The following is a 21,614-nucleotide window of genomic DNA, read 5'->3' as shown; positions in this document are numbered from 1 at the left end:
ACACGCGCCCTGAGCCCCGGATGAGGGGTGTAGCCAACCTTTGTACCCGACAGGGAGGGGGCCGGGCGAGTGACATTGGTTGCAGCGCACACCTGGACCGCCCCCGAGAGTCCACATAGCGAGATTCGCGGTATATCGGATGGTTAACGGTGGTTTGCTCCCGGGCCCATACATCCGGGCCCTACCGGGCCGTAGGCATTCCCAGATCGCCCGTTATCCGATTTTGACATCTCCGGCACCCAGAATCGGACGGTCCGAATGGCAAGATGCCGTCATCACACGAGGTCGCGACACCCGAAGGTGTGTGCCCGACCCATCGGCAACTCCCTCATCCGCCGGAGGAACCACCATGACCGCAAGCCCCCTTTGCCGTACGACCGCAGCCAAGTCCGCGAAGTCCCGGATTGCCGCGGTCGGCGCGGTCGCGGTCGCCGGTGCGCTGCTGCTGTCCGGCTGTGGCGACCAGACCAACGACAAGGAGAGCAACGCGGTCGTCGACGCGCCGCTCGCCGACAAGCTGCCCAAGGACATCCGCGCCAAGGGCGTCATCAAGGTCGGTTCGGACATCGCCTACCCGCCGGTGGAGTTCAAGGACAAGTCCGGCAACACCGTGGGTATCGACCCGGACCTGGGCGAGGCCATGGGCAAGCAGCTCGGCGTGCGGTTCGAGTTCGAGAACGGCACCTTCGACACCCTCCTCGGCGGTCTGCGCTCCAAGCGCTACCAGATCGCGATGTCGGCCATGACCGACACCAAGAACCGCCAGGAGGGCATCGACGAGGAGACCGGCAAGAAGGTCGGCGACGGCGTCGACTTCGTCGACTACTTCACGGCGGGTGTCTCCATCTACACCAAGAAGGGCGACGACCAGGGCATCAAGACCTGGTCGGACCTCTGCGGCAAGAAGATCGTCGTCCAGCGCGGCACCGTCTCGCACGACCTGGCCAAGGCCGAGTCCAAGAAGTGCAAGGGCGGCAAGAAGATCGCGATCGAGCAGTTCGACAACGACCAGCAGGCCCAGACCCGACTGCGCTCCGGCGGCGCCGACGCGGGTTCGTCCGACTTCCCCGTGGCCGCGTACGCGGTGAAGACGTCGGGCGGCGGCAAGGACTTCCAGCTGGTCGGCGAGCAGGTCGAGGCGGCGCCGTACGGCATCGCTGTCTCCAAGAAGAACCCCGAGCTGCGCGACGCGATCAAGGCCGCGCTCGACGCGATCATCGCCAACGGCGACTACGAAAAGATCATCAAGAAGTGGGGCGTCGAGGACGGCGCGGTCAAGGAAGCCAAGATCAACGGCGGCAAGTGACCGCGTCCCTCTCCCCGAGTCGCTGAAAGGCCACGCACGTGACCACCGACATCTCCAAGAAGGGCCCCGAGGACGACGTCCCGAAGGCGCGGCAGGCGGAGGCCATCAAGGCCATCCCCGTGCGGCACTTCGGCCGGTACGTCGCGGCGGTCCTGGCGATCGGCGTCCTCGCCGCGATCGTCTACGCCTTCTCGCAGGGTGACATCAACTGGGGCGCGATCCCCGACAACTTCTTCGACGAGCGCATCCTCAAGGGTGTCCGCGAGACGCTGATCCTCACCTTCCTCTCGATGCTCATCGGCGTCGTCGGCGGTGTGATCCTCTCCGTGATGCGCCTGTCGAAGAACCCGGTGACCTCCTCGATCGCCTGGTTCTACATCTGGTTCTTCCGCGGTACGCCGGTCCTGGTCCAGCTCTTCGTCTGGTTCAACCTCGGCTTCGTCTTCGACTACATCAACCTCGGCCCGGTCTACAAGGACGAGTGGTCGGACTTCATGACGCCGTTCCTGACGGCGCTGCTCGGCCTCGGCCTCAACGAAGCCGCGTACATGGCGGAGATCTGCCGCGCCGGTCTGCTCTCGGTCGACGAGGGCCAGACCGAGGCCTCGCACGCGCTCGGCATGAGCCACAACAAGACGCTGCGCCGCGTGGTGCTGCCGCAGGCGATGCGCGTGGTCGTGCCGCCGACGGGCAACGAGTTCATCAACATGCTCAAGACGACCTCGCTGGTCGCCGCCGTGCAGTACTACGAGCTGCTCAAGTACGCCCAGGACATCGGCACCTCGTCCGGCGCGACGGTGGAGACGCTGCTGCTCGCCGCCTGCTGGTACCTGATCATGACGTCGATCCTCAGCGTCGGACAGTTCTACCTGGAGCGTTACTACGCGCGCGGTTCGTCGCGCTCGCTGCCGGACACCCCCTGGCAGAAGATCAAGGCCAACATGCTGTCCCTCAACAGCCCGCGGGGAGGCACCGCATGACCGCCATGGTGAAGTCCGAAGGCGTCCACAAGTCCTTCGGCAACGTAGAGGTCCTCAAGGGCATCGACCTGGAGGTCAAGTCGGGTGAGGTCTTCTGCCTCATCGGCCCGTCCGGCTCCGGCAAGTCGACGTTCCTGCGCTGCATCAACCACCTGGAGAAGATCAACGCCGGCCGGCTGTACGTCGACGGTGAGCTGGTCGGCTACCGGCAGAAGGGGGACAAGCTGTACGAGCTGAAGGACAGCGAAGTCGCCCTGAAGCGCCGGGACATCGGCATGGTCTTCCAGCGCTTCAACCTCTTCCCGCACATGACGGCGCTGGAGAACATCATGGAGGCGCCGGTCCAGGTCAAGGGCGTCGCCAAGAGCCAGGCACGGGAGCGGGCCGGCCAGCTGCTCGAACGGGTGGGCCTCGCCGACAAGGCGGGCAACTACCCCTCGCAGCTCTCCGGCGGCCAGCAGCAGCGGGTGGCGATCGCCCGGGCGCTGGCGATGGACCCGAAGCTGATGCTGTTCGACGAGCCGACGTCGGCGCTCGACCCCGAGCTGGTCGGCGACGTCCTCGACGTGATGCGGGACCTCGCGGAGTCCGGCATGACGATGATCGTCGTCACGCACGAGATGGGCTTCGCGCGGGAGGTCGGCGACAACCTCGTCTTCATGGACGAAGGCGTGGTGGTCGAGTCGGGCCACCCGCGCGAGGTCCTGACGAACCCGCAGCAGGAGCGGACGCAGTCCTTCCTGTCCAAGGTGCTCTAACGCTCCGCTGGTTTCAGTGATCGCCGAAGGGGCCGGTACGGATTCCGTACCGGCCCCTTCGGCGCGCCCCGTAAGGGGCGCGGGGAACTGTGCGGCCAGCCCCCACCGAACCCGCGGGGCAACCCCGCTACTTAAGACCCATGACCACCGCGTCCGAGGGCGAGGCCCACACGACCCGCGCCTCGGCGAAGCCGGCCTCCCGCAGAGTCCGCGCGTGCCACTCGGCCGAAGGCATGTCACCGTCCGCGTGGTCGCCGTAGATCTCGAACCGCTTGGCGGTGGGGGCGGCCAGGACCGGGTCCTGCGCGGCCAGCTGCCACCACTCCTTCCAGTCCAGCACGCCCTCGGCCTTGGCGCGGTCCATCTGCCGATGGCGGAAGGCACTCTCGGCGGCGTTCAGACGCGGGGTCGCCGGGTCGGGCATGTGGTCGGCGTTCATGAAGACGCCGCCGTCGCGGACGAGCCCGGCGACCTGCCCGTAAAGGACGGCGAGCGGCTCGCTGTAGAGCCAGTGCAGGGCGGTCGCGGTGAGCACGGCGTCGTACGAGTCGTGCGGCAGCGCGGCGGCCCAGTCGGGGTCCGTCAGATCGGCGGTGACGAAGGTGACGCGGTCGTCGTCGGCGAAGGTGCCCTCGGCGATGGTGAGCAGCGCGGGGTCGAGATCGACGCCGACACTGGTGGCGTCCGGGAACCTCTTGAGCAGCCGGTCCGTAATACTTCCCGTACCGCAGGCCAGATCGAGCACGCGCGGCGCGGGGCCGACCACGGCCTCGACCATGTCGAGCATGATCCGGAACCGCTCCTCGCGGTCCGGCAGGTACCACTGCTGCTGCCGGTCCCAACTGTCCTGCCAGGCACGCCAGTCGGTGCCGAGCCCGGACCCGGTCTCGGCGCCGGTCCCCGTTTCCGTCATCAGAACCCCTCCAGTCCGTAATACCCTGGTACCGCAATCGGCTATTACTTGCCGACGTGCCGACCATAGCCCGCCCTCGTAAGGACTACAAGTGGAACTGGCCTATTACTCGGACTACGCCGTACGTCTGGTCAACAGCGAGGAGCCGGGCCGCAACAAGGACGCGCTGACCTCGGTCGAGGCGATCCGCGATCTGTTCGGGACGAGCACGCAGACGGCCCGCCGCGCGACGGATTCCGACGTCACGCGCTTCCGGTCCGTACGGGGCAGGCTCCGCGCGGTCTTCGAGGCGGCGGACGGCGGCGACGAGACGCTCGCGGTCGACCTGCTGAACTCCCTGCTCCTGGAGTTCCCCGTGAGCCCGCAGATCTCGGGCCACGACCACCGGGACGACGACGGCCGCCCGCTGTGGCACATGCACCTGGCCGACCACCCCTCGAACGCCACCGCCGGGTACGCGGCGATCGCCGCGATGGGCCTCGCCTTCCACCTCACCGAGCACGGCGTGGACCGCCTCGGCCTGTGCGAGGCGACACCGTGCCGCAACGCCTACCTCGATACGTCGACGAACCGCTCCCGGCGCTACTGCTCGGACCGCTGCGCGACCCGCGCCAACGTGGCCGCCTACCGCGCCCGCAAGCGCCTGGAGACCGAGCGCTCCGCGAGCACCGGCCGCACGGCGGACGCCGCCCAGCGCAGCACCGCGAGCGGTGAGCGGCGCCCGGACGCGGGCGGCCGGTAACGCAACCGCACCCTCCCCAGGACGAGGTCCTCGGGGACGACCCCGTAGTCCGTGCTGTCCCCGCCCGCGAACGCGTTGTCGCCCAGCACCCACCAGCCGCCCGCACGGCGCTCCTTGGCGCGCTTGACGACCAGCAGGTCCTGCTGGAACGGATGGCGCAGGACCACCACGTCACCCGGGCGGACGCGCGCGCCCCAGCGCACGAGCAGCCGGTCCCCGTGGTACAGCGTGGGCACCATCGAAGGGCCCGTCACCTCGGCCGCGCCCCACGGCAGGGCGGCCCTTCCCCGCTCGCTCTCCTGCGACAGCTCCGGCATCCCCGGCACCTCCCCGGTCCTATCCTCCACCGGTCCCAGTCTGACCCTGGACTTTTGTCCTAAGCCCATGGGGGCACTCGCGAAAACCGGCCTCTCACGGAGTAATGTCCCACCTGAGAAGACGATCACGAGGAAGGACAGCTACATGCTTTCCCGCCTGTTCGCCCCCAAGGTGAAGGTCAGCGCCCACTGCGACCTCCCCTGCGGCGTGTACGACCCGGCCCAGGCCCGCATCGAGGCGGAGTCCGTCAAGGCCGTGCAGGAGAAGATGGCCGCCAACGACGACGCGCACTTCCAGGCGCGCGCCACGGTCATCAAGGAGCAGCGCGCCGAGCTCGCCAAGCACCACGTGTCGGTGCTCTGGAGCGACTACTTCAAGCCCCCGCACTTCGAGAAGTACCCGGAGCTGCACCAGCTGGTCAACGACGCCCTCAAGGCCCTCTCGGCCGCCAAGGGCTCGACGGACCCGGCCACGGGCCAGAAGGCGCTGGACTACATCGCCCAGATCGACAAGATCTTCTGGGAGACGAAGAAGGCTTGATCTTCGATCATGCCGTTTGACCTGCGATTTCCTTGGTCGTTTGGTCTTCCGGTCCGCACCCGGTCCGCAGGCCGCCGAGAACGGCGTCCATGACGGTCCGGGTGCGGTCTTCTTCGCCCGGCCACAGGTGCGCGTAGATCCGCAGTGTGATGACGGCGGACGCGTGGCCGAGGACCAGCTGAACCTGCTTGACGCTCGCTCCGCCGGCGATGAGCGCGGAGGCGTAGAAGTGCCGCAGGTCGTGGGTCACCATGTGCGGCAGCTCGACGGGCTTGCGGCCCTCGCGGTCGGCTGCCTCGTTCTCCGCCGCTTGGAGCGTCCTGCGGGCGCAGTTCCACTCCGTCTTCCAACGGCGGTAGTTGAGAGGCTCACCCTCCTCCATCGTGAACAGCCACTCCTTGGAGGGGCGTGCCGCGAGGTGCGTGAGGAGCGCGTCCGTGACAACCTCGCCGACCGGAACCGTGCGCCGGGACTTGGCGGTCTTCGGCGGACCGATCTTCCCGGACTGGAGGCGCTGCCGCTCGACGCGGATGGCTCCGGCCTTGAAGTCGATGTCCGACACCTTGAGGCCGAGCAACTCGCCTATTCGCAAGCCTGATCCGGCGAGCGTGACGATGGCCGCGCGAATGTACGGCGGCATCACGCGGGCCATGGCCTCGACCTGCGCGACCGTGGGCGGGGTGACCTCCTCGTCCGGCATGGGCGGAAGAGTGATCCGGCGGCACGGACTGGCCGGGATGACCTTGTCCTCGACGGCCGCGGTCATGACGCGCACGAGGACGTCGTAGACGTTGCGCACGCTGCCGGGGCCGAGCAGTTCGGACAGGCTCTTGAAGAGCACCTGGAGGTCGTTGCGGCGTATCGCCGCCATCGCGCGGGAACCGAGCGCCGGGACGAGGTGGAGCCGGAGCGCGTTGTCGGTGATGCGCTCGCCCGCCTCGCTGGCGATGAGCGACTCCTCCCACTTCTTCGTGTACTTCTCGAAGGTGATCCGTCCGGCGCGCGGGTCGACGTATTGGCCGGTCACGATGCTGGCCGTGACCTCGTCCAGCCAGCGCTGAGCGTCGATCTTGCGGTCGAAGTGGCGGGCGTGCTCCTTGCCGTCGAGGTCGCGGTAGCGGGCCCGCCATTTGCCGTTGGGGCGCTTCTGGATGTTCGCCAAGTGGCTTCTCCCTTGGGTTGGTTATCGGTGGTAGCCGCCGCCCTCGATGTGCTCGGTGAGGGTGCGGGCGTCGCGCTCGTCGCCCATGAGGCGAAGGCACTGTTCATGGATGGCCCGTGAGCTGTCCGGGTGGGCCTGGATGTGCTCTGCGATGCCGACGACGGCGTGGTGCAGGCGGTCTTCTGCGTCGCGTGTCTCGTAGTACGCCTCGACGGCTTCCTGGACGAGCCGTCTGCTGTTGAGATCCAGCCCTTCCAGCGGCGGGGACATCAGCTCTTCGAGGGGCAGCTCGAAGACGCGAGCGAAGGCGAGGGCTTCGTCGACATTGATGCGGCGGCGCGGGGTGCCGTTCTCGATGCGCCAGACCGCGGTCTGGTTCATCTTGACGCCGGCCTTGGATACCCGATCCGCCAGCTCGATCGTGCTCCACCCCCTGACCTCGCGCTCCAGTGCCACCCGCGCGGCGATGTTGCCCTCGCTGTAGAGCAGCGGCACCTCACCGCCGTCGGCCTTATCGCCTGTCATCGGACCTCCATCACGACCATCACTTTCCCAATTGAAACATACACTTGCCGATTTGGTTAACCGGCGATCGTCGAGTACAACCTATGCAGACCGGATTGCCACCTAGTCGATTGGGAATGCATGCGATATCTGACCACCGCCGAGGTCGCCGAGCGCTACCGCACAGCGGAGAGCACCGTCCGCTACTGGCGCCAGATCGAGAAGGGCCCACGCGGCATCAAGATCGGCAAACGGGTGCTGTACCCCGAGGTCGAGCTGCTGCGCTACGAGCGGGCGCTGATCGAGGGCCGAGACGAGTGGGGTCTGGCCTCCTGAGCCGCCGGAGGCCCGGGACACAGAAACGGCCCTCGGCGCGCCAACGCCGAAGGCCGGAGAGTCCCCCGCGCACCGCCCATCCCTGAACGAACAAGCCGACGAGGGGCTGGATCTTGCCCGTCCTGCCCCTCGTCTGAGAGGAACGTCTATGGAGGACTCTACGTCCCCCACCAACCCGAACACGGTCCCCAAGGTCAACTGGCCCGAGGTCGCGGTCCCCGGCCAAGGCGTCCCCGGACGCCGCGGGGACGAGCATTCTGCTGCTGCGGTATCAGGGGACCGTCCCCGCGATACATCCGGTCCCCTGTCGGCGCGAACCACGGTCCCCATACCCAATTCCGTTGGAGACGTGCAGGTCAGCGGCATCGGCACGCCAACGGGGACCGGTCCCCAAGACTCTGGAGTTGCACCAGGGGACCGCAGTGGGGACCGGGACAGCGGCCGTCACCTGTCGCCGGGGACCGACGTCCCCGTGGAGCGGGCCGAGCAACAAGAGATCGCAGCCACCGATGGCGGGACACGCGCCGACGGCCATGAAGGCGCCGGTGCTCAGGCAGCCGCTGACGGGGGCGCGCTGCTGGACGAGTTGCGGGCAGCGATCGGCAAGTACGTGGTGCTGCCCAGCGAGGAGGCGCTGACCGCGGTCACCCTGTGGGTGGCGGCCACGCACATCCAGACGGCTCTGCAGCACGCGCCGCGTCTGGCGGTGGTGAGCCCGACGAAGGGCTGCGGCAAGTCCCGGGTTCTGGACGTGCTCCACGAGACCGTGCACCAGCCGATGACGACGGTGAACACCTCCCCGGCGGTCATCTTCCGGATCATCGGCAAGAACCCGCCCACCCTGCTGGTGGACGAGGCGGACACCATCTTCGGCCCGAAGGCGAGTGGTGACAGTGAGATCCTGCGCGGCCTGCTGAATGCCGGGCACCAGCGCAACCGGCCCGCCTGGCGGATCTCCGGTCCGGATCACAAACCGACCCCATTCCCCACCTTCGCCATGGCTGCCATCGCGGGGATCGGCGACCTGCCGGACACGGTCATGGACCGGGCGGTCGTGCTGCGGATGCAGAAGCGCAAGCCGGGCGAGAGGGTCACCCCCTTCCGCTCCCGGTATTCAGTGCCGGAACTCAACGCGCTGCGTGATCAGCTGGCCGCCTGGCTGGGCCCGCTGCGCGGGCAGGCTGCCCGCATGGTGCCGCAGATGCCGGTGGAGGACCGGGCGGCGGATACCTGGGAGCCGCTGGTCATCATCGCCGACCTGGCTGGCGGCCACTGGCCCGCCCAGGCTCGTGCCGCCTGCCTGGCCATGACCCGCCATGAGGCGGTCCAGGACGAGCAGAGCAGCCTGAAGACGCGGCTGCTGCGCGACATCCACCGCATCTTCGCGCGGGCGGACAACCCCGAGGCCCTGGCCACTCAGGATCTGGTCGCCTCGCTGCTCCAGGACGCTGAGGCCCCGTGGGCGGAGTACGGCACCAAAGGGCTGAACGCGTACCACCTGAGCAACCTGCTGCGGGACTTCAACATCAGCCCGGCCAACTACCGGTTCGACAAGGGCAGGCAGGCCAAGGCGTACATACGCAACCGGTTCCTGGACGCCTGGGCCCGCAACTGCCCCGACCTCGTCGAGGCGGCACCCGAGCCAGAACACGGCACTGCCCCTGCCCGCATGGCCCAGGGCAAGCCGCCCACCGCCCCGGCGGGGACGCTGCCCGTCGGCCCGCCCGGTGGCCCCGCCGGGCCCAGGCGCACTCTCTGATCCCACCGGGGTCCGTATCACTTCGTCGCATCCGTCCCCGCGCAGGTCAGCGCGGGGACGGACTCTCTCGCCGGGACGGAGTTCTCCGTACCTGCCCGCGTGTCCGTACCTGCGCTGACCAGGCATGCGACGGATGCGACGGACGTGACACAGCCCCATCCCCTCTCCATCGGAGCACCACCATGCACACTGAGAACGACACGAACCCTCTTTCCGCCCGCCGCTGGGGATGGTTCGGCCGGAGCCGACGAACAGCAGCAAGCTGGAGCGAACGAGCCCCTAAAGGGGCTTCGTCCGCGCTTGCCCCCGCCCTTGGGATGGCGGAGGAAGAGGGGGCCGGGCGCCAGCGGGCATCCGAGCCTGAGGAGGGGGTGAACGAGCCCCGCACCACGTCTGCGGCCGACAGCGCCGAGCAGCCTGTCGCCGACTCCATCACCCCACACGCCGAGCCGTCCGCCGATCCCCAACCGCCCTCCGCGGTTGAGCAGCCCTCGTGGCGCGAGCCCGACGCCCCCGCGCTGCCCGCGCGGATGAACCGCAAGCGCACTACCGAGAAGCGCGACCAGGAGAAGAAGATCCGCTTCACCCCGACCGCGGTCCGCCTCATCGACGCCGAGGCCAAACGGCGCCGCCAGAAGTTCGCCGGCTTCGTCGGCGACGCCGCCCTCGCCGTCGCGCTCGGCAAGGCGGGCATGGTCGGCAGTCCCGAGGACGACCCCATCCGCCCGCTGCTGGAGGCCATCGAAGCGCACACCAAGGCACTGAACCGGATCGGTACCAACCTCAACCAGATCACGGCGGCCATCCACTCCGGTGCAATACCCGAGCGCGCCGAGGCCGCCTTCGACCGCATTGAGCAGGCCGCCCAGGCCAGTTACGCACTGATGGACCAGCTCCTGGCGGAGGGGGCCGGTCATGGTGCCTGACGTCTCCACCGGCGCCAGCACGCTCGGCCTGATCAACTACCTCTTCGGCAAGGGGCGGCGCGACGAGCACACCGACCCCCATATCGTGGCTGCTTGGGATATGGTCGGCGCACCCGACCCCGGCCGCGACCCCACCGCCACCTACACCCAGCTCGCCCGGCGCCTAGACCACCACGTCGACCTGCGCACCCGGGAGCTCGGTGGAGAGAAGCCGCCGCAGCATGTGTGGCACTGCCCCGTACGCACCGCGCCCGGCGATCGCTACCTCACCGACGCCGAGTGGGCCGAGGTCGCCCGCCGCGTCGTCGCCGCAACGGGCATCGCCCCCGAGGGCGACGAGAAAGCGTGCCGATGGATCGCGGTCCGGCACGCCGACGACCACATCCACATCATGGCCACCACCGTCCGCGCAGACGGCCGCCGCCCCCGTACGAATCGGGACGGTTGGCGAGCCCAGCGCGAATGCCGAAAAATCGAGGCGGAGTTCGGGCTGCGTCGCCTGAAGTCCGGCGACCTCACCGCCCCGCGTACTCCCACCGGCGCCGAGCGCGCGAAGGCCGAGCGCCAAGGCCAGGAAAAGGCCGCGCGGGAGTGGCTGCGCGAGCAGGCGTACGCGATCGCCGCTGCCGTACGCAGCATCGACGAGTACTTCACCGTGCTGCTCTCCATCGGCATCCAGGTCAGGCCGCGCATCGGTCCCGAGACCGGCGAGGTGACCGGCTACAGCCTGGCCGCGCCCGGCGACACCGGCAGGGGTGAGCCCATCTGGTTCGGCGGCTCAAGCCTCGCCCCCGACCTGTCCTACAACCGCCTGTGTGAACGCCTCCAGACCCAGACCCTGGCCGACCGCCCTCAAGCGGTCGCGGACCCGGCCGAACCGTGGCACCGGACCGAAACCGCCATCCGCGACGCCAACGACGTCCTCGACTCGGGCGAGGACGCTGTGGCCCAGGGTTACCTGAATGCCTTCGGCGACGCCCTGCACAACCTGGCCCTCACTGCCAACGGTGGGCACCGGGCCGAACTGCAAGCCGCGGCAAGGGCGTTCAACCGCGCCCGCCGCTCGGCGATCCGGGCCGACCACCAGGCCGCCACCGCCCTGCGGGAAGCTGCCAAGGAACTCGCCTACGCCTCACACGATCCGGGCGGACTCGCCATCGCCCTGATCTTCGCCGCGCTCCACGTGGCGCGCGCCGCCGCCAAGTGGCATGAGCAGCGCGGTCACGAGCAGCAGGCCGCAGCGGCCGAGGAAGCCTTCCGCCACCTGCAGGCCGGTTACCAGCAGGCCGCCCAGCCAGTCTTGGCGGATCTCGCCCGTCGCGCACCGCGCGCCGCAACCGCCGACCGCTTCGAGCAGGACCTGCGCGCAGTCCTCCCCGACCACGCCGACCGCGTCCTCTCCGATCCCGCATGGCCAGCCCTGACCACGACCCTCGCCCGCGCCGAGACCGCCGGCCACAACCCCCGCCGTCTCCTGTCCGAGGCCGGCGCCCGGCGGGAACTCGACAGTGCCGAGCATCCCGCCGAGGTCCTCAACTGGCGCATCACCGCTCAACCGAACAGGCGCGCTCAGGCAGCACGTAGGCAAAGCACCGTCAGCGGCACGACGTCCATGTCCGCCGCTCAACGTCCTCCGGCCACACCAGTGAACATGACGCCCGAAGAACGTGGTCGGCACCGCTGAACCCGGTCGGATGCCCTCGCCACGCGGCGCGGCGGGGGCGTCGACTGTTCTGCCACGGCTTCGCGTCAGGCTGCTTCGGTTCCGCTCGGAGCAGCGGGTGTACCAGTCCGCACGGCGAGCAGCCGCTCGGCCCACGTTCGGGCTTCGGCCACGTGTTCAGCCTGCAGCCCGGCACGGGGATCAGGTTGCATCAGGAGGGTCGCCGCGCCACGGGCGGTGCGCTCCGCGGCCCAGGAGTGGTCGAGGTCAGTGAAATCGTCGTCGATCCACACAGCGGGGGCGTCAGCCAGCCGCGTGTCGACGTAGTCGCGCTTCCACAGGTAGCCATTGGGGTGGCTTGTTGTGATCTTGGGGCGCGGGAGATCGACGTGCGGCAGGGGTGGGAGACCGAGGAGCGGTCCGATCAGAGTGGCGGCGTCCTGGCGCCAGCTGGTGCACCAGACTGGCGTGACCATGCCGGTACGGATCACTTCCATGAGCATGGGGCCATGGGCGGGGTTGAGCCAGATGGTGACCGGGTCGTCGGCGCTGCGGCCAGTGGGGACGACGTCGTGGCAGGTGTGGGTGGCTGGGGTCGAGCCCTCCGCGTCGGGGAAGGGTATGAGGACGCCGTCGATATCGAGGAGCAGGTAGGGCGGGCGCATCGGATTCTCCCAGGGGAGCAGGGGTGAGTGTCAGAGTTTGCGCGCGGTGATCAGCAGGGTGGAGGGCCAACGGCCTCCGTGGCGGGCGTCGTGGAACTCCTGGACCGAGGTGAGCCAGAGGCCGGAGCGGTCGAGGTGTCTCTCCCAGCGGTTGGCGTCGAAGTCCCACCGGGCGATGGGTAGTCGGGTGCGGTCGGGGAGGGTGACGTAGTCGCGGCGCGGCCGGTCGTCGGTGGCCGGGCGGAGGCCGCCGCGTTGCGGGTGGGGTACGGAGAAGGCGAGAGTGCGGCCGGGCTTGAGGTGCTGGGCGATGGCCGGGAGCAGGAGTTCGGGGGCGACGAGCCCAATGGCGCCGAAGACGGAGTAAACCGCGTCGAACTGCTCGTCCGAGGCTTGCAGGTAGTGCAGGGCATGGCCGGCGACGAAGGTGAGGCTGTTCAGTCGCCCGTAGTGCGAGCGGGCTCGGCGGACCTGGAGACGGACGAGGTCGACGCCGGTGACCTGGGCGCCGTAGCGGGTGGCGAGGTGGGCGGCGTTGTGGCCGGGGCCGCAGCCGAGTTCCAGCAGTCGCTTGCGGCGCAGGTCCGGGCCGAGGATCTCGGCTCCGGGTCCGGTGCCCGGCCGCGTGGTCCACTCCATCCGCGCGGGGACCGAGAGTGGCTCGGCAGGATTTGCCGTGGTGCGTTGCAGGGCGTGGACGTACCAGGGGGAAGCGTGGACGAGCACCTAGACCTCCAGGAGGTGGAGGACGTCGGTGAGGTGGCGGCGTACGGCCTTGATGTAGGCGGGGTCGGTGGCCGGGTCGTTGATCCAGCGGATGGACTGCTCCATGAACCACTCGACGGCCCACATGCGGTGCCAGCCCAGCGCCCAGTTCTCGGCGGTCAGCCCGCCGCGCCGGGCAAGGGCGTCGGGGGTGCCGCCGGCGGTGACGTACTGCTCCAGGAAGACCCGGAGGCGTACGGGGTCGGGGGTGTCGAGGGTGCCGTGCCAGCTGGCGAGGTCGAGCAGGCCGGGGCCGGTGAAGGCGCGGGCGAAGTCCAGCAGCCGCCAGCCGTGCCTGCTGATGTGGAGGCTGGTGGGGTGGAACTCGGAGTGCACCCAGCCGAATGGAGCCATTGTGGCACCGGCAGAGCGTGTCTCGGCGGACTGGGCGATCCGATCGAGCGCGTCCTCGACGCCGTCCGCCTCCTGCCACCGCTCGGCCTTGCGGAGTCGGGCGAGGTGCGCCAGGGCCCTGTCCGGCAGCGTGCGGAGCCGGGCCTGGTCGAGGACGGGCAGGGCGGGAGCTGTGCGGGTGCCGTGCAGGACTACGGCCGCGGCGGTGCCGTCGAGGTCGTCGGCGTCGCGGACGGCGGGGTCGAGGTCCTCCATGAGCATGCCGAGCCAGCCGTCCAGGACGGCGGAGGCGTGGACCTGCGGGACGGGAACGCCGAGCGTGCGCGCCAGACGGAGAGCTTGGTCCTCGCTATCGAAGGGCCGCTTCGCGTACTTGAAGATCGCGGTGGTGGCGTCAGGGAAGGTCAGGCGCTCGACCCCGGACATGGACCACACGCGCACCTCCTCGCGCACGGCGGTGGTGCGGCTGTCCATGGTGAGCAGGTTGTCGAGAAGTTCGACGCTGGGGTTCGCGGTCACGTGGGGGCTCCAAGGAGGTAGAGGGCGTCCAGGGCGGGCGAGAGGTGCCATCCCGCCCCGGAGCCTGGTGTGCGGTGTTACGCGGCTGGGCTCACGCGGTGGGCGTAGACCTGCTCGATCCATCCGGCCTTGAAGGCCGCGAGGTCGTCGCGGAAGGCGGCCATCGAGGCACCGTAGGGCGCCACGACACCGCCGGTCTGGTCCGGCACGGACTGACAACCGTGTACGAGCCTGCCGCCGAGGGCGGCGTGAGCCTTGATGGACTCGACCCGGCGGTGCTCGTTGAACCAGCCACCGTGGTAGACCTCGTCCAGCATCCCGCCCATCTCGTCGTCCAGGTCGAAGACGACGGAGGTGGCGGCCGGGAAGAACCAGCACGGGCCGACGTTGGAGATGTGCCCGTCCAGCTCGACCTTGTTCAGCGCCATCAGCGTGGCCGCCTCGCGCAGCATCCGCAGGTGCTCGGCCGTGATCTGCGGCAGGCCGAGGCCGACGAGGTGCTCGTCGCGGAACAGGTACGCGTACACCGCGTAGGCGATGGACAGCACGCGGGCGGCGTCCGAGGTGGACTCGGCGTGAGCCTTGATGAAGTCCAGCGCGAGCTGCTCGACCGCGCTCTCGGTGGTCTCCTCCACGTCCAGGAGCTGGGACTTGACCAGCTCCCAGTCGGCGACGAGCCACGTGTTCGACTCGAAGCGGAAGAAGTACTCGGCCGGGTCGATCGTGATGCGCCGGCCGTCGACCTGGATGCCGGGCAAGCGGCTCCAGCGCTCGTCGAACGCCTCGGGCAGCTCGACCGTGATGGCCGTGGTGTCGATGGTGGTCACCGTGTCTCCGTCTCTGATCGGCCGGGTCCGGACACAGGAATGCCCGAACCCGGTGTAGGCGTACGGAACTTCGGGGCCGCCCGACCGAAGGGGGAGCCTGGTCGCGGTGTCGGACCGGGGCCGGGCGGCTGATGATTAGTGAACCCTCCGTCACGCACAGTGGGTACGGTGAGAGGCAGTTGAAGCGGTATACGCGGTTTACAGCTCCGGAGCGGAGGCGATCGTGGCAGCGCCGAGAGGCCCCAACTCCCGCCTGCGTGACGTCATCGAGGCGATCGGCTGCACCTACGAGGCTCTGGCGAAGGACATCCGGCGTATCGCGGCCGAGAACGGCGAGACTCTCCAGACCAACAAGTCGGCCGTCTCCCACTGGGCGAACGGCACACGCCAGCCGACCGGACGGACCGGCCAGTACCTCGCAGAGGCGCTGGCCCGCCGGGCAGGCCGCACCATCACCTCGGTCGAGATCGGCCTGCGAGCACCCGAAACGGCGGTGTCGGAGGAGCCCGATCCTGTTCTGGCCGCCACCGATCTGGGCCGTGCCGACGTCGAGCGCCGCCGTTTCCTTGCCGTGGCTGCCTTCACCACGGCCGGCGTGGCCATGCCGCTCTTCTACGACCACGAGGCCACCGCTCGCATGTTGCGGGCCCGCACCGGCAGCTCGCTGGTCGGGATCGAGGACGTGGACGTCGTACGGCAGATCACCGCAGCCTTCAGCGCGGCCGACGAACGCCTCGGCGGCGGCCACGGCCTGACAACCGTCACCGCTTACCTCGCCGACACCGCCGCCCCCATGCTCCGCGGACGCTTCCCGAACGAAGCCTTACGGCAAGCGGCCTTCGGTGCCGTCGCCGAACTCGCATACCTCGCCGGGTGGAAGCACCACGACCTCGGCCAAGAAGGCGCCGCCCAGCGCTACTACCAGGTCGGCTACCAGCTCGCCTGCGAAGCCGACCCGCGCGGTCACGCCGCCTGGATGATGCGCGCCCTTGCCCACCAGGCCCTCAGCCTCAAGCAGCCTCACCACTGCGTTGACCTCGTGGAAGGCGCCCTCACCCGCGGCCTGGGCCACGTCGACGGCCAGACCGAGGCGCTGCTGCACATCACCCACGCCCGCGCCTACGCCGCGGTCGGCGCGAAGCCCGCAGCGGCCCGCGCTCTGCTCGCCGCCGAAGACGCCCTCCTGCGCGACGATGGACCCCAGCCCAGCTACTCCCGCGTCAGCGGCCCGGCCGCCGGCACTGTCGCCAGCCACACCGCCCGCACCCTGACCGACCTCGCCGACCACGTCGGCACCGAACAACAACACCGCGATGCCCTGGTGCGCTGGGACCCCGAGAAGTACAAGCGCGTCCACGCCCTCACGCACGCCGACCTCGGCGACAGCCTCGCCGCCCAGGCCCGAGCCGACGAGGCCGTCGCCGCCTGGTCCCAGGCCCTGACACTCATGGAAGGCATGACCTCCGACCGCACCCGAAAGGCCATCACCTCGCTCCGCTCCACCCTCTCCATCTACCAGCGCCGCAGAGTGCCCGGAGCCGCCGAACTCGCCCGCCGTGCACGCGAAGCACTGGCCTAAGCTGCCACCATCCGGCCGACGAAGGGACACAAGCCGTGGCTCAGCGGACAACCGACGACCAGCCCAAAGCCCTGCCCCCCGCCCTCGAATCCATGACCCTGCTGGTCGCCGCCGTCATCGTCCACGACAAGGCCACCAACCGCGTCGTCCTCCTCCAACGCAGCCAGAACGCCAAGTTCGCCCAGGGCATGTGGGATCTCCCTGTCGGCAAGAGCGAAGCCGGCGAGCCCATCACAGAGACGGCGGTGCGGGAGCTGTACGAGGAAACCGGCCTGACCGTGAAGCCGGAAGCCCTGAAGGTCGCCCACATCATCCACGGCGCCTGGGGCGTGGAGGCCCCCAACGGCTTCCTCACCGTCGTCTTCACCGCCCACGAATGGACCGGCGAACCCGAAAACCGCGAACCACGCAAACACTCCCAGGTCTGCTGGGTCGATGCCGACGCCATCCCCGCGGAGTTCGTGGACACCACCGCCAGTGCCCTCCACCGCTACCTCGCGGGCGGTCCGGAAGTCTCCCTCGACGGCTGGCAGTAGGAACGCCGATACCCTCATGGGCTGCGGGTGAGAAGTTCCTCCTCCATTTTTGTGCGATATTACGGAGCGATTCCCAGATCGCGTCGCATAGCGGCTCTCATTTCACGCAGCAAGTCCCACGATCTCACGCGTCGAGCTTCAGCTGCTTCAATCGTTTCATCTGCGTTTGCAGTGCCAAGGTCAATGCTCTTCAAGATTCCGTAGAACTTCCCGAGGTTCCCGTTAACAGCGCCAGCCGCTTCAAGCACAGAGTCAGGCACCACCATCTGGGCTTCAGCATGACGAGATCTGTGCTCTCGTCGCATTTCGTCTACATCGGTACGTATCTCATCGGTCACGGCACCAGCACGAATGGCAACAAGGTAGTTAGTTAGTGCTGTCTGATACAAACGGGCGGCGATGTTGAGCGCGACATAGCAGGAACGCCGGGCCTCTATTGCTGCTTGCTCGGCTTGGTAGGCACGGTCTTCTCTGCGCCGCTCGTCGACCCTTTCAAGTTCTCGTATCTTGCTGCTATTGGCACTGCGTTGGGTGAGGAGCGCCGAAGCGAGCGTGCCCGCGATACCCACCAAGGCAATGACCAGGGCACTTGTTGACGGACTCAAAATTCCCCCCGAAAGGCACCCCGACTATGCGAACGGATCGTCGCTGGCCCGCGGCATCGGCTCGTAGTCTCGCTTAATCTTGAAAGTACTCAGCGATGCAGCATCCATCTTCAGGTGGAGCTTGCCCTGTGCGAAGCGCTCGATCTCGTCGTCCCGGTCGATGCATCGCTTGTTGGGGACGTCGAGCACGATGCAGGTCTCGCCTGTCACGGCAGACGTGTACATCAAGCCGCTTACGTGACCTTCCTCGCGCGCGTGCACTCTGAGGAGGTACTCCACCAAGATCTGAGTGGGCACGTAGTCGATTTGTTCGTAGCTCTCCCGGATCGGCTTAGTCAGATCCTTGACAAAGTCCCTGAGGAACAAGATTCGGTGTCGCTCAGTAAACCGTTCGACATCAAACTCGGAGGGCGCCTGGGGGATCTTACTTCCAGTCAGGTCAACCACGGTGAAAGGTTGTGTTGTCTGGAACGCAGCAACACTGACGTGTGTGTCAGAGGTTCGGACGAGGCTTTCCCTGACCGCAGTATCTGCGTCTTCGGCACCATAGAACATGGGGATGCCAGCCGGGCTCATGCGGTTCGCTTGCTTCGCATGCTCACGTCCGGCCGTTCCTAGATCCTTTGCTCCCCAGGAAGCTCCAGCACTCGTACGCGTACGGGCTCGCCAGAAGATCTTGCCTGCTTCAATGGTGCGGTACAGCGCGTGCTTATCTATGTACTCACCGAGGGCTTGCAGCACCTTGGCCGGGTGGACACCGTCGGCGTCGTAATCCTGGCCTTGCCAGTCCCTGCGAAGCCAGAAGACATAGCGGGATTCATACATGACGGCTTCGCGGAACCGATCCCAGCCAGCACTAAGAGCTTCGCTCGGCGTATAATACCAGAAATCATTATCGGTCCATGTTCTTTCGATAATAGAATCGCACACGGCCTCTAGGAATTCTGGTTCAACGAAGATGTCCCCGTACTCCTCGGTGACCAGTTCCGCCGTGCTGAAGGTGTTGCCTAGGTACTCGCCCGTTTCCGAGTCGTAGCGGTGCTCGTTATCGGCATCCTCGTAACGACGCGTGACCCCATTCATGAATGCTTCGATGAAGACGTCCAGCTCAGCAGCCGGGCTTTCATCGCAGAAGCTGCATGCCTTCTCGGGCGAGGACGCCTCTCTGACCTTGCTTGCCAGGAAGGGCTCAGCAACACACTGCTCACACACCCACTGGTCTCCGCCGGCGTACCAACCGCGGTCTTGAGTTTCCATCCAGTGCCGCTTGGCAAGTCCCATGTGGTCCCCCGTCGATTTGCAGGTTTGCGTGTTACTTCGCAGCAGTCGCTTCAGGTGCAGAGGCAGAGAGCCCCCCGCACCAGCTCGGCAGCGTCGAGTTGCAAGGCGTCGGCAATCTTGAGGGTAACGCCCTACCAGGACACCTCAACAAGATCCTGTTACGAGCTCTGACGTCGCTTCTATGGACGGAGTTTCTCTGTGGCCGTGTCCGGGGATTGACGCGCGTCGTTGGTAACGGCGGATCCCTCACCGCGTAGTGGGCCTGGGCCCCTGTCACGGCTAGAGCCTCGCCGGGGCCCAGGACGCCGGACCGTGGGCCACTGCTCATCCGCTGAGCGATTGGCCTCATCCAGGGAATCGCTGCCCAGCGTGCGGTAGGCCCGCATGACGCCGGCGACGAACTCGGGTGACAGATCGGCATGGACCACGAGGGCCGCGAGTAGGTGAGAGCGGTTGACGTTCTCGCCAGCGGCGAGTCCTGCTGCGACCAGTTGGTCAAGGCGCTCGTTGACGGCATCTGGCCATGCGATGAGGGTATTGCGGCGTTCTGCGCGCCACAGCAGTTCCATCCTGCGCCCTCTCTGGCGGCTCATCTAGATTCAATATATATTGTGCCCATGGTCACCACGTTGCAAGCCCGACCACAGATCCGCCAGGCGGAAGACTGCGATCCGCCCGCCACCGTGCGGATCTCCGGGCGCGTGCTGAAGCCCACGCCGGTGTTCGACACGTATTGGCGGTTCGCGGCTGCACGGCACCAGGTGTATCTGGCGCGCCTGGGGGAGGTCTCGGCGCCGGCGGTACCGGACCCCGTGCTCGTCCGGCACAGGTTCACCAATTGCTTCCGGGCCGCTGATCGGGTCAGCCAGTACCTGATCCGCCATGTGTCATACCGCGGCGACCAAGCGTGGCAAGAAGTGTTCTTCCGCACGTTGTTGTTCAAGGTCTTCAACAAGGTTCAGACCTGGCAGTTGCTCGAAGAGCACCTGGGTGAGATCACCTGGCAGGGCTACGACTACGGGGCCCTGGACCAGGTGCTGTCACGGGCGTTCGCGTCGGGTACACGTCTGTATTCCGCCGCCTACATCACGCCGCCGCCGCATCTGGGGGAGCAGCGCAAGCATCGTAATCACCTGCGCCTGGTCGAAATGTTGATGGAACAGGGGGCCCCAAAGCAGGTGCAAGAGGCTGCCTCGATGCGCGAGGCATACCAGGTGCTGTTGGGCTTTCCGGCGCTCGGCCCGTTCCTTGCGTACCAGTATCTGATCGACCTCAACTATGCTGCCGGGCTGTCGTTCTCCGAGATGGACTTCGTCGTCCCCGGGCCGGGTGCCCGCGATGGCATCCGGAAGTGCTTCGGCGCCAACGCGAGCGGCATCGAGGCCGAGGTGATCCGCTACATGGCGGACAACCAGGAGGAGCACTTCGCTCGCCTCGGCCTTACCTTCAGGGGACTGCGCGGGCGCCCCTTGCAGCTGATTGACTGTCAGAATCTGTTCTGCGAGGTCGACAAGTACGCGCGTGTGGTCCACCCGGATATCGCGGGCATCAGTGGCCGCAGCCGCATCAAGCAGCTCTACCGTCCCGACAGCGCCCCTCTGACCGCCTGGTTCCCTCCCAAGTGGGGCATCAACCCGTAAGTTTCAGGTCGATTGACGGATGCCCGTGCCGTTCAGGCGGCCAGCCGGGCCTGGCCTCGCAGTACCGGCCGCAGGGCCGTGATGTCGCCCTCGATCTGGGCGTGCCCGGCAATTACCGTCAGCGCGCCGGGGCGCACCTCGGCGTGCTCTGCCAGGTAGGCCAGAAGCCGCCCCAGACCCAGGTAGTTACCGTAGGCGCGGGCCACCATGTAGTGGCTGCGGTAGAGGGCCACGGCGTGCAGGACCCGGTTGCGGTCCAGCTGGAACGAGCAGTGGCTCAGACACGGAAAGCCCCGCAACCCGTTGTCCTTCCCGGCGGCGTGTACCGGCGTGGCCCAGGTGTCTGTGTCCGCGCCGGCATCGTGGTCGCCACCTGTGAGGTCGGGAGCGGCTGGGTCGTCGGGATGAGCGATGTCCATCTCGTACGCCGCAGTCATCGGTCCCCTGCCGGCAGCCTGGCGACGTATCCGATCAATGAGCGCGGTCAGCTGGTCCACAGGACCATGCTCCCCTGGGTAGGCCACGATGCGTCCGAAGTAGGTGCCGGTCGCATTTCCACGGTCGATGCGGCACAGCCTCGGATACATAGCCCGGTACCTGCGCACCAACTCTTCCGGGGTGCGGGAGACGGCCGCAAGCTCGGCAGGGAACAGAGTGTTGGCTACCGTTTCGATCAGCGCATAGCCCCGCTCCTTGCGCATTTGGTCGAACTCAGCTCGCACCTGCGGATCCTCTGCCGCGGCGTTGCCGATGCGAACCAAGGTGTGCAGGGCGTCTCGCTTCGGATTGCCGGGTACGTCGAGTTTCCGGCATGCCTCTTGCCAGGCAAGCGATGTGTTGGCCTTGTCAACGATAAAGAGGGACATCTCCGTGCTCCTGACGTTAGACGTGTACCAGTGGGGAGCTGCGCGAGGGAGAACGACTAGAAGAGGAGGC

The 21,614-nt window shown here is 67.6% G+C and carries 23 protein-coding genes; 12 read left to right on the top strand and 11 right to left on the bottom strand.

The genetic code is table 11. The features are described 5' to 3' along the window. Positions 1-349 precede the first annotated feature (349 nt). The 3 genes from CP975_RS24080 to CP975_RS24070 are packed head-to-tail and all read left to right on the top strand — an operon-like array spanning position 350 to position 3,044. Positions 350-1,306, top strand: coding sequence for an ABC transporter substrate-binding protein (locus CP975_RS24080; protein WP_055531237.1), 957 nt, complete (start codon positions 350-352; stop codon positions 1,304-1,306). Between the two features lie 38 nt (positions 1,307-1,344). Beyond that, the gene (locus CP975_RS24075) at positions 1,345-2,286 is read left to right on the top strand and encodes an amino acid ABC transporter permease (RefSeq protein WP_055531239.1); all 942 of its coding nucleotides are present in this window, start codon (positions 1,345-1,347) and stop codon (positions 2,284-2,286) included. Further along, positions 2,283-3,044: an amino acid ABC transporter ATP-binding protein gene (locus tag CP975_RS24070; protein ID WP_055531241.1), complete on the top strand. Its 762-nt coding sequence runs from the start codon at positions 2,283-2,285 to the stop codon at positions 3,042-3,044. The genes CP975_RS24075 and CP975_RS24070 overlap by 4 nt, the downstream gene beginning before the upstream one ends. Positions 3,045-3,171: 127 nt before the next feature. On the opposite strand, the gene CP975_RS24065 is transcribed toward CP975_RS24070, so the two are convergent. Further along, entirely contained in the window at positions 3,172-3,957 is a 786-nt protein-coding gene (locus CP975_RS24065) for a class I SAM-dependent methyltransferase (protein ID WP_055531243.1), read from the bottom strand. A 91-nt stretch (positions 3,958-4,048) separates the two neighbouring features. On the opposite strand from CP975_RS24065, the gene CP975_RS24060 reads away from it, so the two are divergent. Then, a complete protein-coding gene (locus CP975_RS24060; RefSeq protein WP_055531245.1) occupies positions 4,049-4,699 on the top strand; it encodes a CGNR zinc finger domain-containing protein in 651 nt (216 codons plus the stop codon). Here CP975_RS24060 and sodX read toward each other — a convergent pair. Beyond that, complete coding sequence (sodX, locus tag CP975_RS24055) at positions 4,582-5,016, bottom strand: nickel-type superoxide dismutase maturation protease (protein WP_150477334.1); 435 nt, start codon at positions 5,014-5,016, stop codon at positions 4,582-4,584. The two genes, CP975_RS24060 and sodX, sit on opposite strands and share 118 nt — an antisense overlap. 145 nt (positions 5,017-5,161) lie before the next feature. Here sodX and sodN point away from each other — a divergent pair, with 145 nt between their 5' ends. Continuing rightward, positions 5,162-5,557: a superoxide dismutase, Ni gene (sodN, locus tag CP975_RS24050; RefSeq protein ID WP_055531247.1), complete on the top strand. Its 396-nt coding sequence runs from the start codon at positions 5,162-5,164 to the stop codon at positions 5,555-5,557. 7 nt (positions 5,558-5,564) lie between these two features. On the opposite strand, the gene CP975_RS24045 is transcribed toward sodN, so the two are convergent. Together CP975_RS24045 and CP975_RS24040 are read right to left on the bottom strand one after the other, a co-directional pair. After that, positions 5,565-6,719: a tyrosine-type recombinase/integrase gene (locus CP975_RS24045; RefSeq protein ID WP_055531249.1), complete on the bottom strand. Its 1,155-nt coding sequence runs from the start codon at positions 6,717-6,719 to the stop codon at positions 5,565-5,567. Positions 6,720-6,740: 21 nt separating this feature from the next. Then, positions 6,741-7,244 carry a helix-turn-helix domain-containing protein gene (locus CP975_RS24040; RefSeq protein WP_055531251.1) on the bottom strand — a complete coding sequence of 168 codons (504 nt, stop codon included), beginning with the start codon at positions 7,242-7,244 and terminating at the stop codon, positions 6,741-6,743. 120 nt (positions 7,245-7,364) lie between these two features. Between CP975_RS24040 and CP975_RS24035 the strand changes: the two genes are divergently transcribed. The 4 genes from CP975_RS24035 (at position 7,365) to CP975_RS24020 (ending at position 11,928) form a co-directional block, all read left to right on the top strand. After that, positions 7,365-7,559, top strand: a complete 195-nt coding sequence (locus tag CP975_RS24035) for a helix-turn-helix transcriptional regulator (RefSeq protein WP_055531253.1) — start codon at positions 7,365-7,367, stop codon at positions 7,557-7,559. 472 nt (positions 7,560-8,031) lie between these two features. Beyond that, positions 8,032-9,318 (top strand): DUF3631 domain-containing protein, encoded by a 1,287-nt coding sequence (locus CP975_RS24030; protein WP_425474272.1) that lies wholly within the window; start codon positions 8,032-8,034, stop codon positions 9,316-9,318. A 317-nt stretch (positions 9,319-9,635) separates the two neighbouring features. Next, positions 9,636-10,244 (top strand): MobC domain-containing protein, encoded by a 609-nt coding sequence (locus CP975_RS24025; protein WP_055531255.1) that lies wholly within the window; start codon positions 9,636-9,638, stop codon positions 10,242-10,244. After that, the gene (locus CP975_RS24020; RefSeq protein ID WP_055531257.1) at positions 10,234-11,928 is read left to right on the top strand and encodes a relaxase/mobilization nuclease domain-containing protein; all 1,695 of its coding nucleotides are present in this window, start codon (positions 10,234-10,236) and stop codon (positions 11,926-11,928) included. The genes CP975_RS24025 and CP975_RS24020 overlap by 11 nt, the downstream gene beginning before the upstream one ends. 65 nt (positions 11,929-11,993) lie before the next feature. On the opposite strand, the gene CP975_RS24015 is transcribed toward CP975_RS24020, so the two are convergent. The 4 genes from CP975_RS24015 to CP975_RS24000 all read right to left on the bottom strand — a co-directional run bounded on the left by CP975_RS24015 (position 11,994) and on the right by CP975_RS24000 (position 15,037). Next, the gene (locus CP975_RS24015; protein ID WP_055531259.1) at positions 11,994-12,572 is read right to left on the bottom strand and encodes an HAD domain-containing protein; all 579 of its coding nucleotides are present in this window, start codon (positions 12,570-12,572) and stop codon (positions 11,994-11,996) included. 30 nt (positions 12,573-12,602) lie between these two features. After that, the gene (locus CP975_RS24010; RefSeq protein ID WP_055531261.1) at positions 12,603-13,298 is read right to left on the bottom strand and encodes a class I SAM-dependent methyltransferase; all 696 of its coding nucleotides are present in this window, start codon (positions 13,296-13,298) and stop codon (positions 12,603-12,605) included. After that, positions 13,299-14,210, bottom strand: coding sequence for a phosphotransferase family protein (locus CP975_RS24005; protein WP_055531263.1), 912 nt, complete (start codon positions 14,208-14,210; stop codon positions 13,299-13,301). It lies immediately after the preceding gene. 77 nt (positions 14,211-14,287) lie between these two features. Continuing rightward, positions 14,288-15,037, bottom strand: a complete 750-nt coding sequence (locus tag CP975_RS24000; RefSeq protein ID WP_055531265.1) for a hypothetical protein — start codon at positions 15,035-15,037, stop codon at positions 14,288-14,290. Between the two features lie 223 nt (positions 15,038-15,260). On the opposite strand from CP975_RS24000, the gene CP975_RS23995 reads away from it, so the two are divergent. Both CP975_RS23995 and CP975_RS23990 read left to right on the top strand, forming a co-directional pair. Continuing rightward, positions 15,261-16,616 (top strand): NsdA family TPR-like regulatory protein, encoded by a 1,356-nt coding sequence (locus CP975_RS23995; protein ID WP_055531268.1) that lies wholly within the window; start codon positions 15,261-15,263, stop codon positions 16,614-16,616. A gap of 35 nt (positions 16,617-16,651) precedes the next feature. Continuing rightward, the gene (locus tag CP975_RS23990) at positions 16,652-17,152 is read left to right on the top strand and encodes an NUDIX domain-containing protein (protein WP_055531269.1); all 501 of its coding nucleotides are present in this window, start codon (positions 16,652-16,654) and stop codon (positions 17,150-17,152) included. A gap of 59 nt (positions 17,153-17,211) precedes the next feature. Here the strand turns inward: CP975_RS23990 and CP975_RS23985 are convergent, their stop codons facing one another. Together CP975_RS23985 and CP975_RS23980 are read right to left on the bottom strand one after the other, a co-directional pair. Then, positions 17,212-17,721: a hypothetical protein gene (locus CP975_RS23985; RefSeq protein ID WP_150477333.1), complete on the bottom strand. Its 510-nt coding sequence runs from the start codon at positions 17,719-17,721 to the stop codon at positions 17,212-17,214. 60 nt (positions 17,722-17,781) lie between these two features. Beyond that, complete coding sequence (locus tag CP975_RS23980; RefSeq protein WP_150477332.1) at positions 17,782-19,038, bottom strand: HEPN-associated N-terminal domain-containing protein; 1,257 nt, start codon at positions 19,036-19,038, stop codon at positions 17,782-17,784. A 617-nt stretch (positions 19,039-19,655) separates the two neighbouring features. On the opposite strand from CP975_RS23980, the gene CP975_RS23970 reads away from it, so the two are divergent. Further along, positions 19,656-20,678, top strand: a complete 1,023-nt coding sequence (locus CP975_RS23970) for a nucleotide kinase domain-containing protein (protein WP_199783006.1) — start codon at positions 19,656-19,658, stop codon at positions 20,676-20,678. 32 nt (positions 20,679-20,710) lie between these two features. Here the strand turns inward: CP975_RS23970 and CP975_RS23965 are convergent, their stop codons facing one another. Continuing rightward, entirely contained in the window at positions 20,711-21,544 is an 834-nt protein-coding gene (locus CP975_RS23965; RefSeq protein WP_055531274.1) for a hypothetical protein, read from the bottom strand. Positions 21,545-21,614: the final 70 nt, after the last annotated feature.

Origin of the sequence: Streptomyces alboniger (genome assembly GCF_008704395.1) — a bacterium.
Lineage (GTDB): Bacteria > Actinomycetota > Actinomycetes > Streptomycetales > Streptomycetaceae > Streptomyces > Streptomyces alboniger.
Note: the sequence above shows the minus strand (reverse complement) of the source record. Positions and strands in the feature narration are given on the sequence as shown.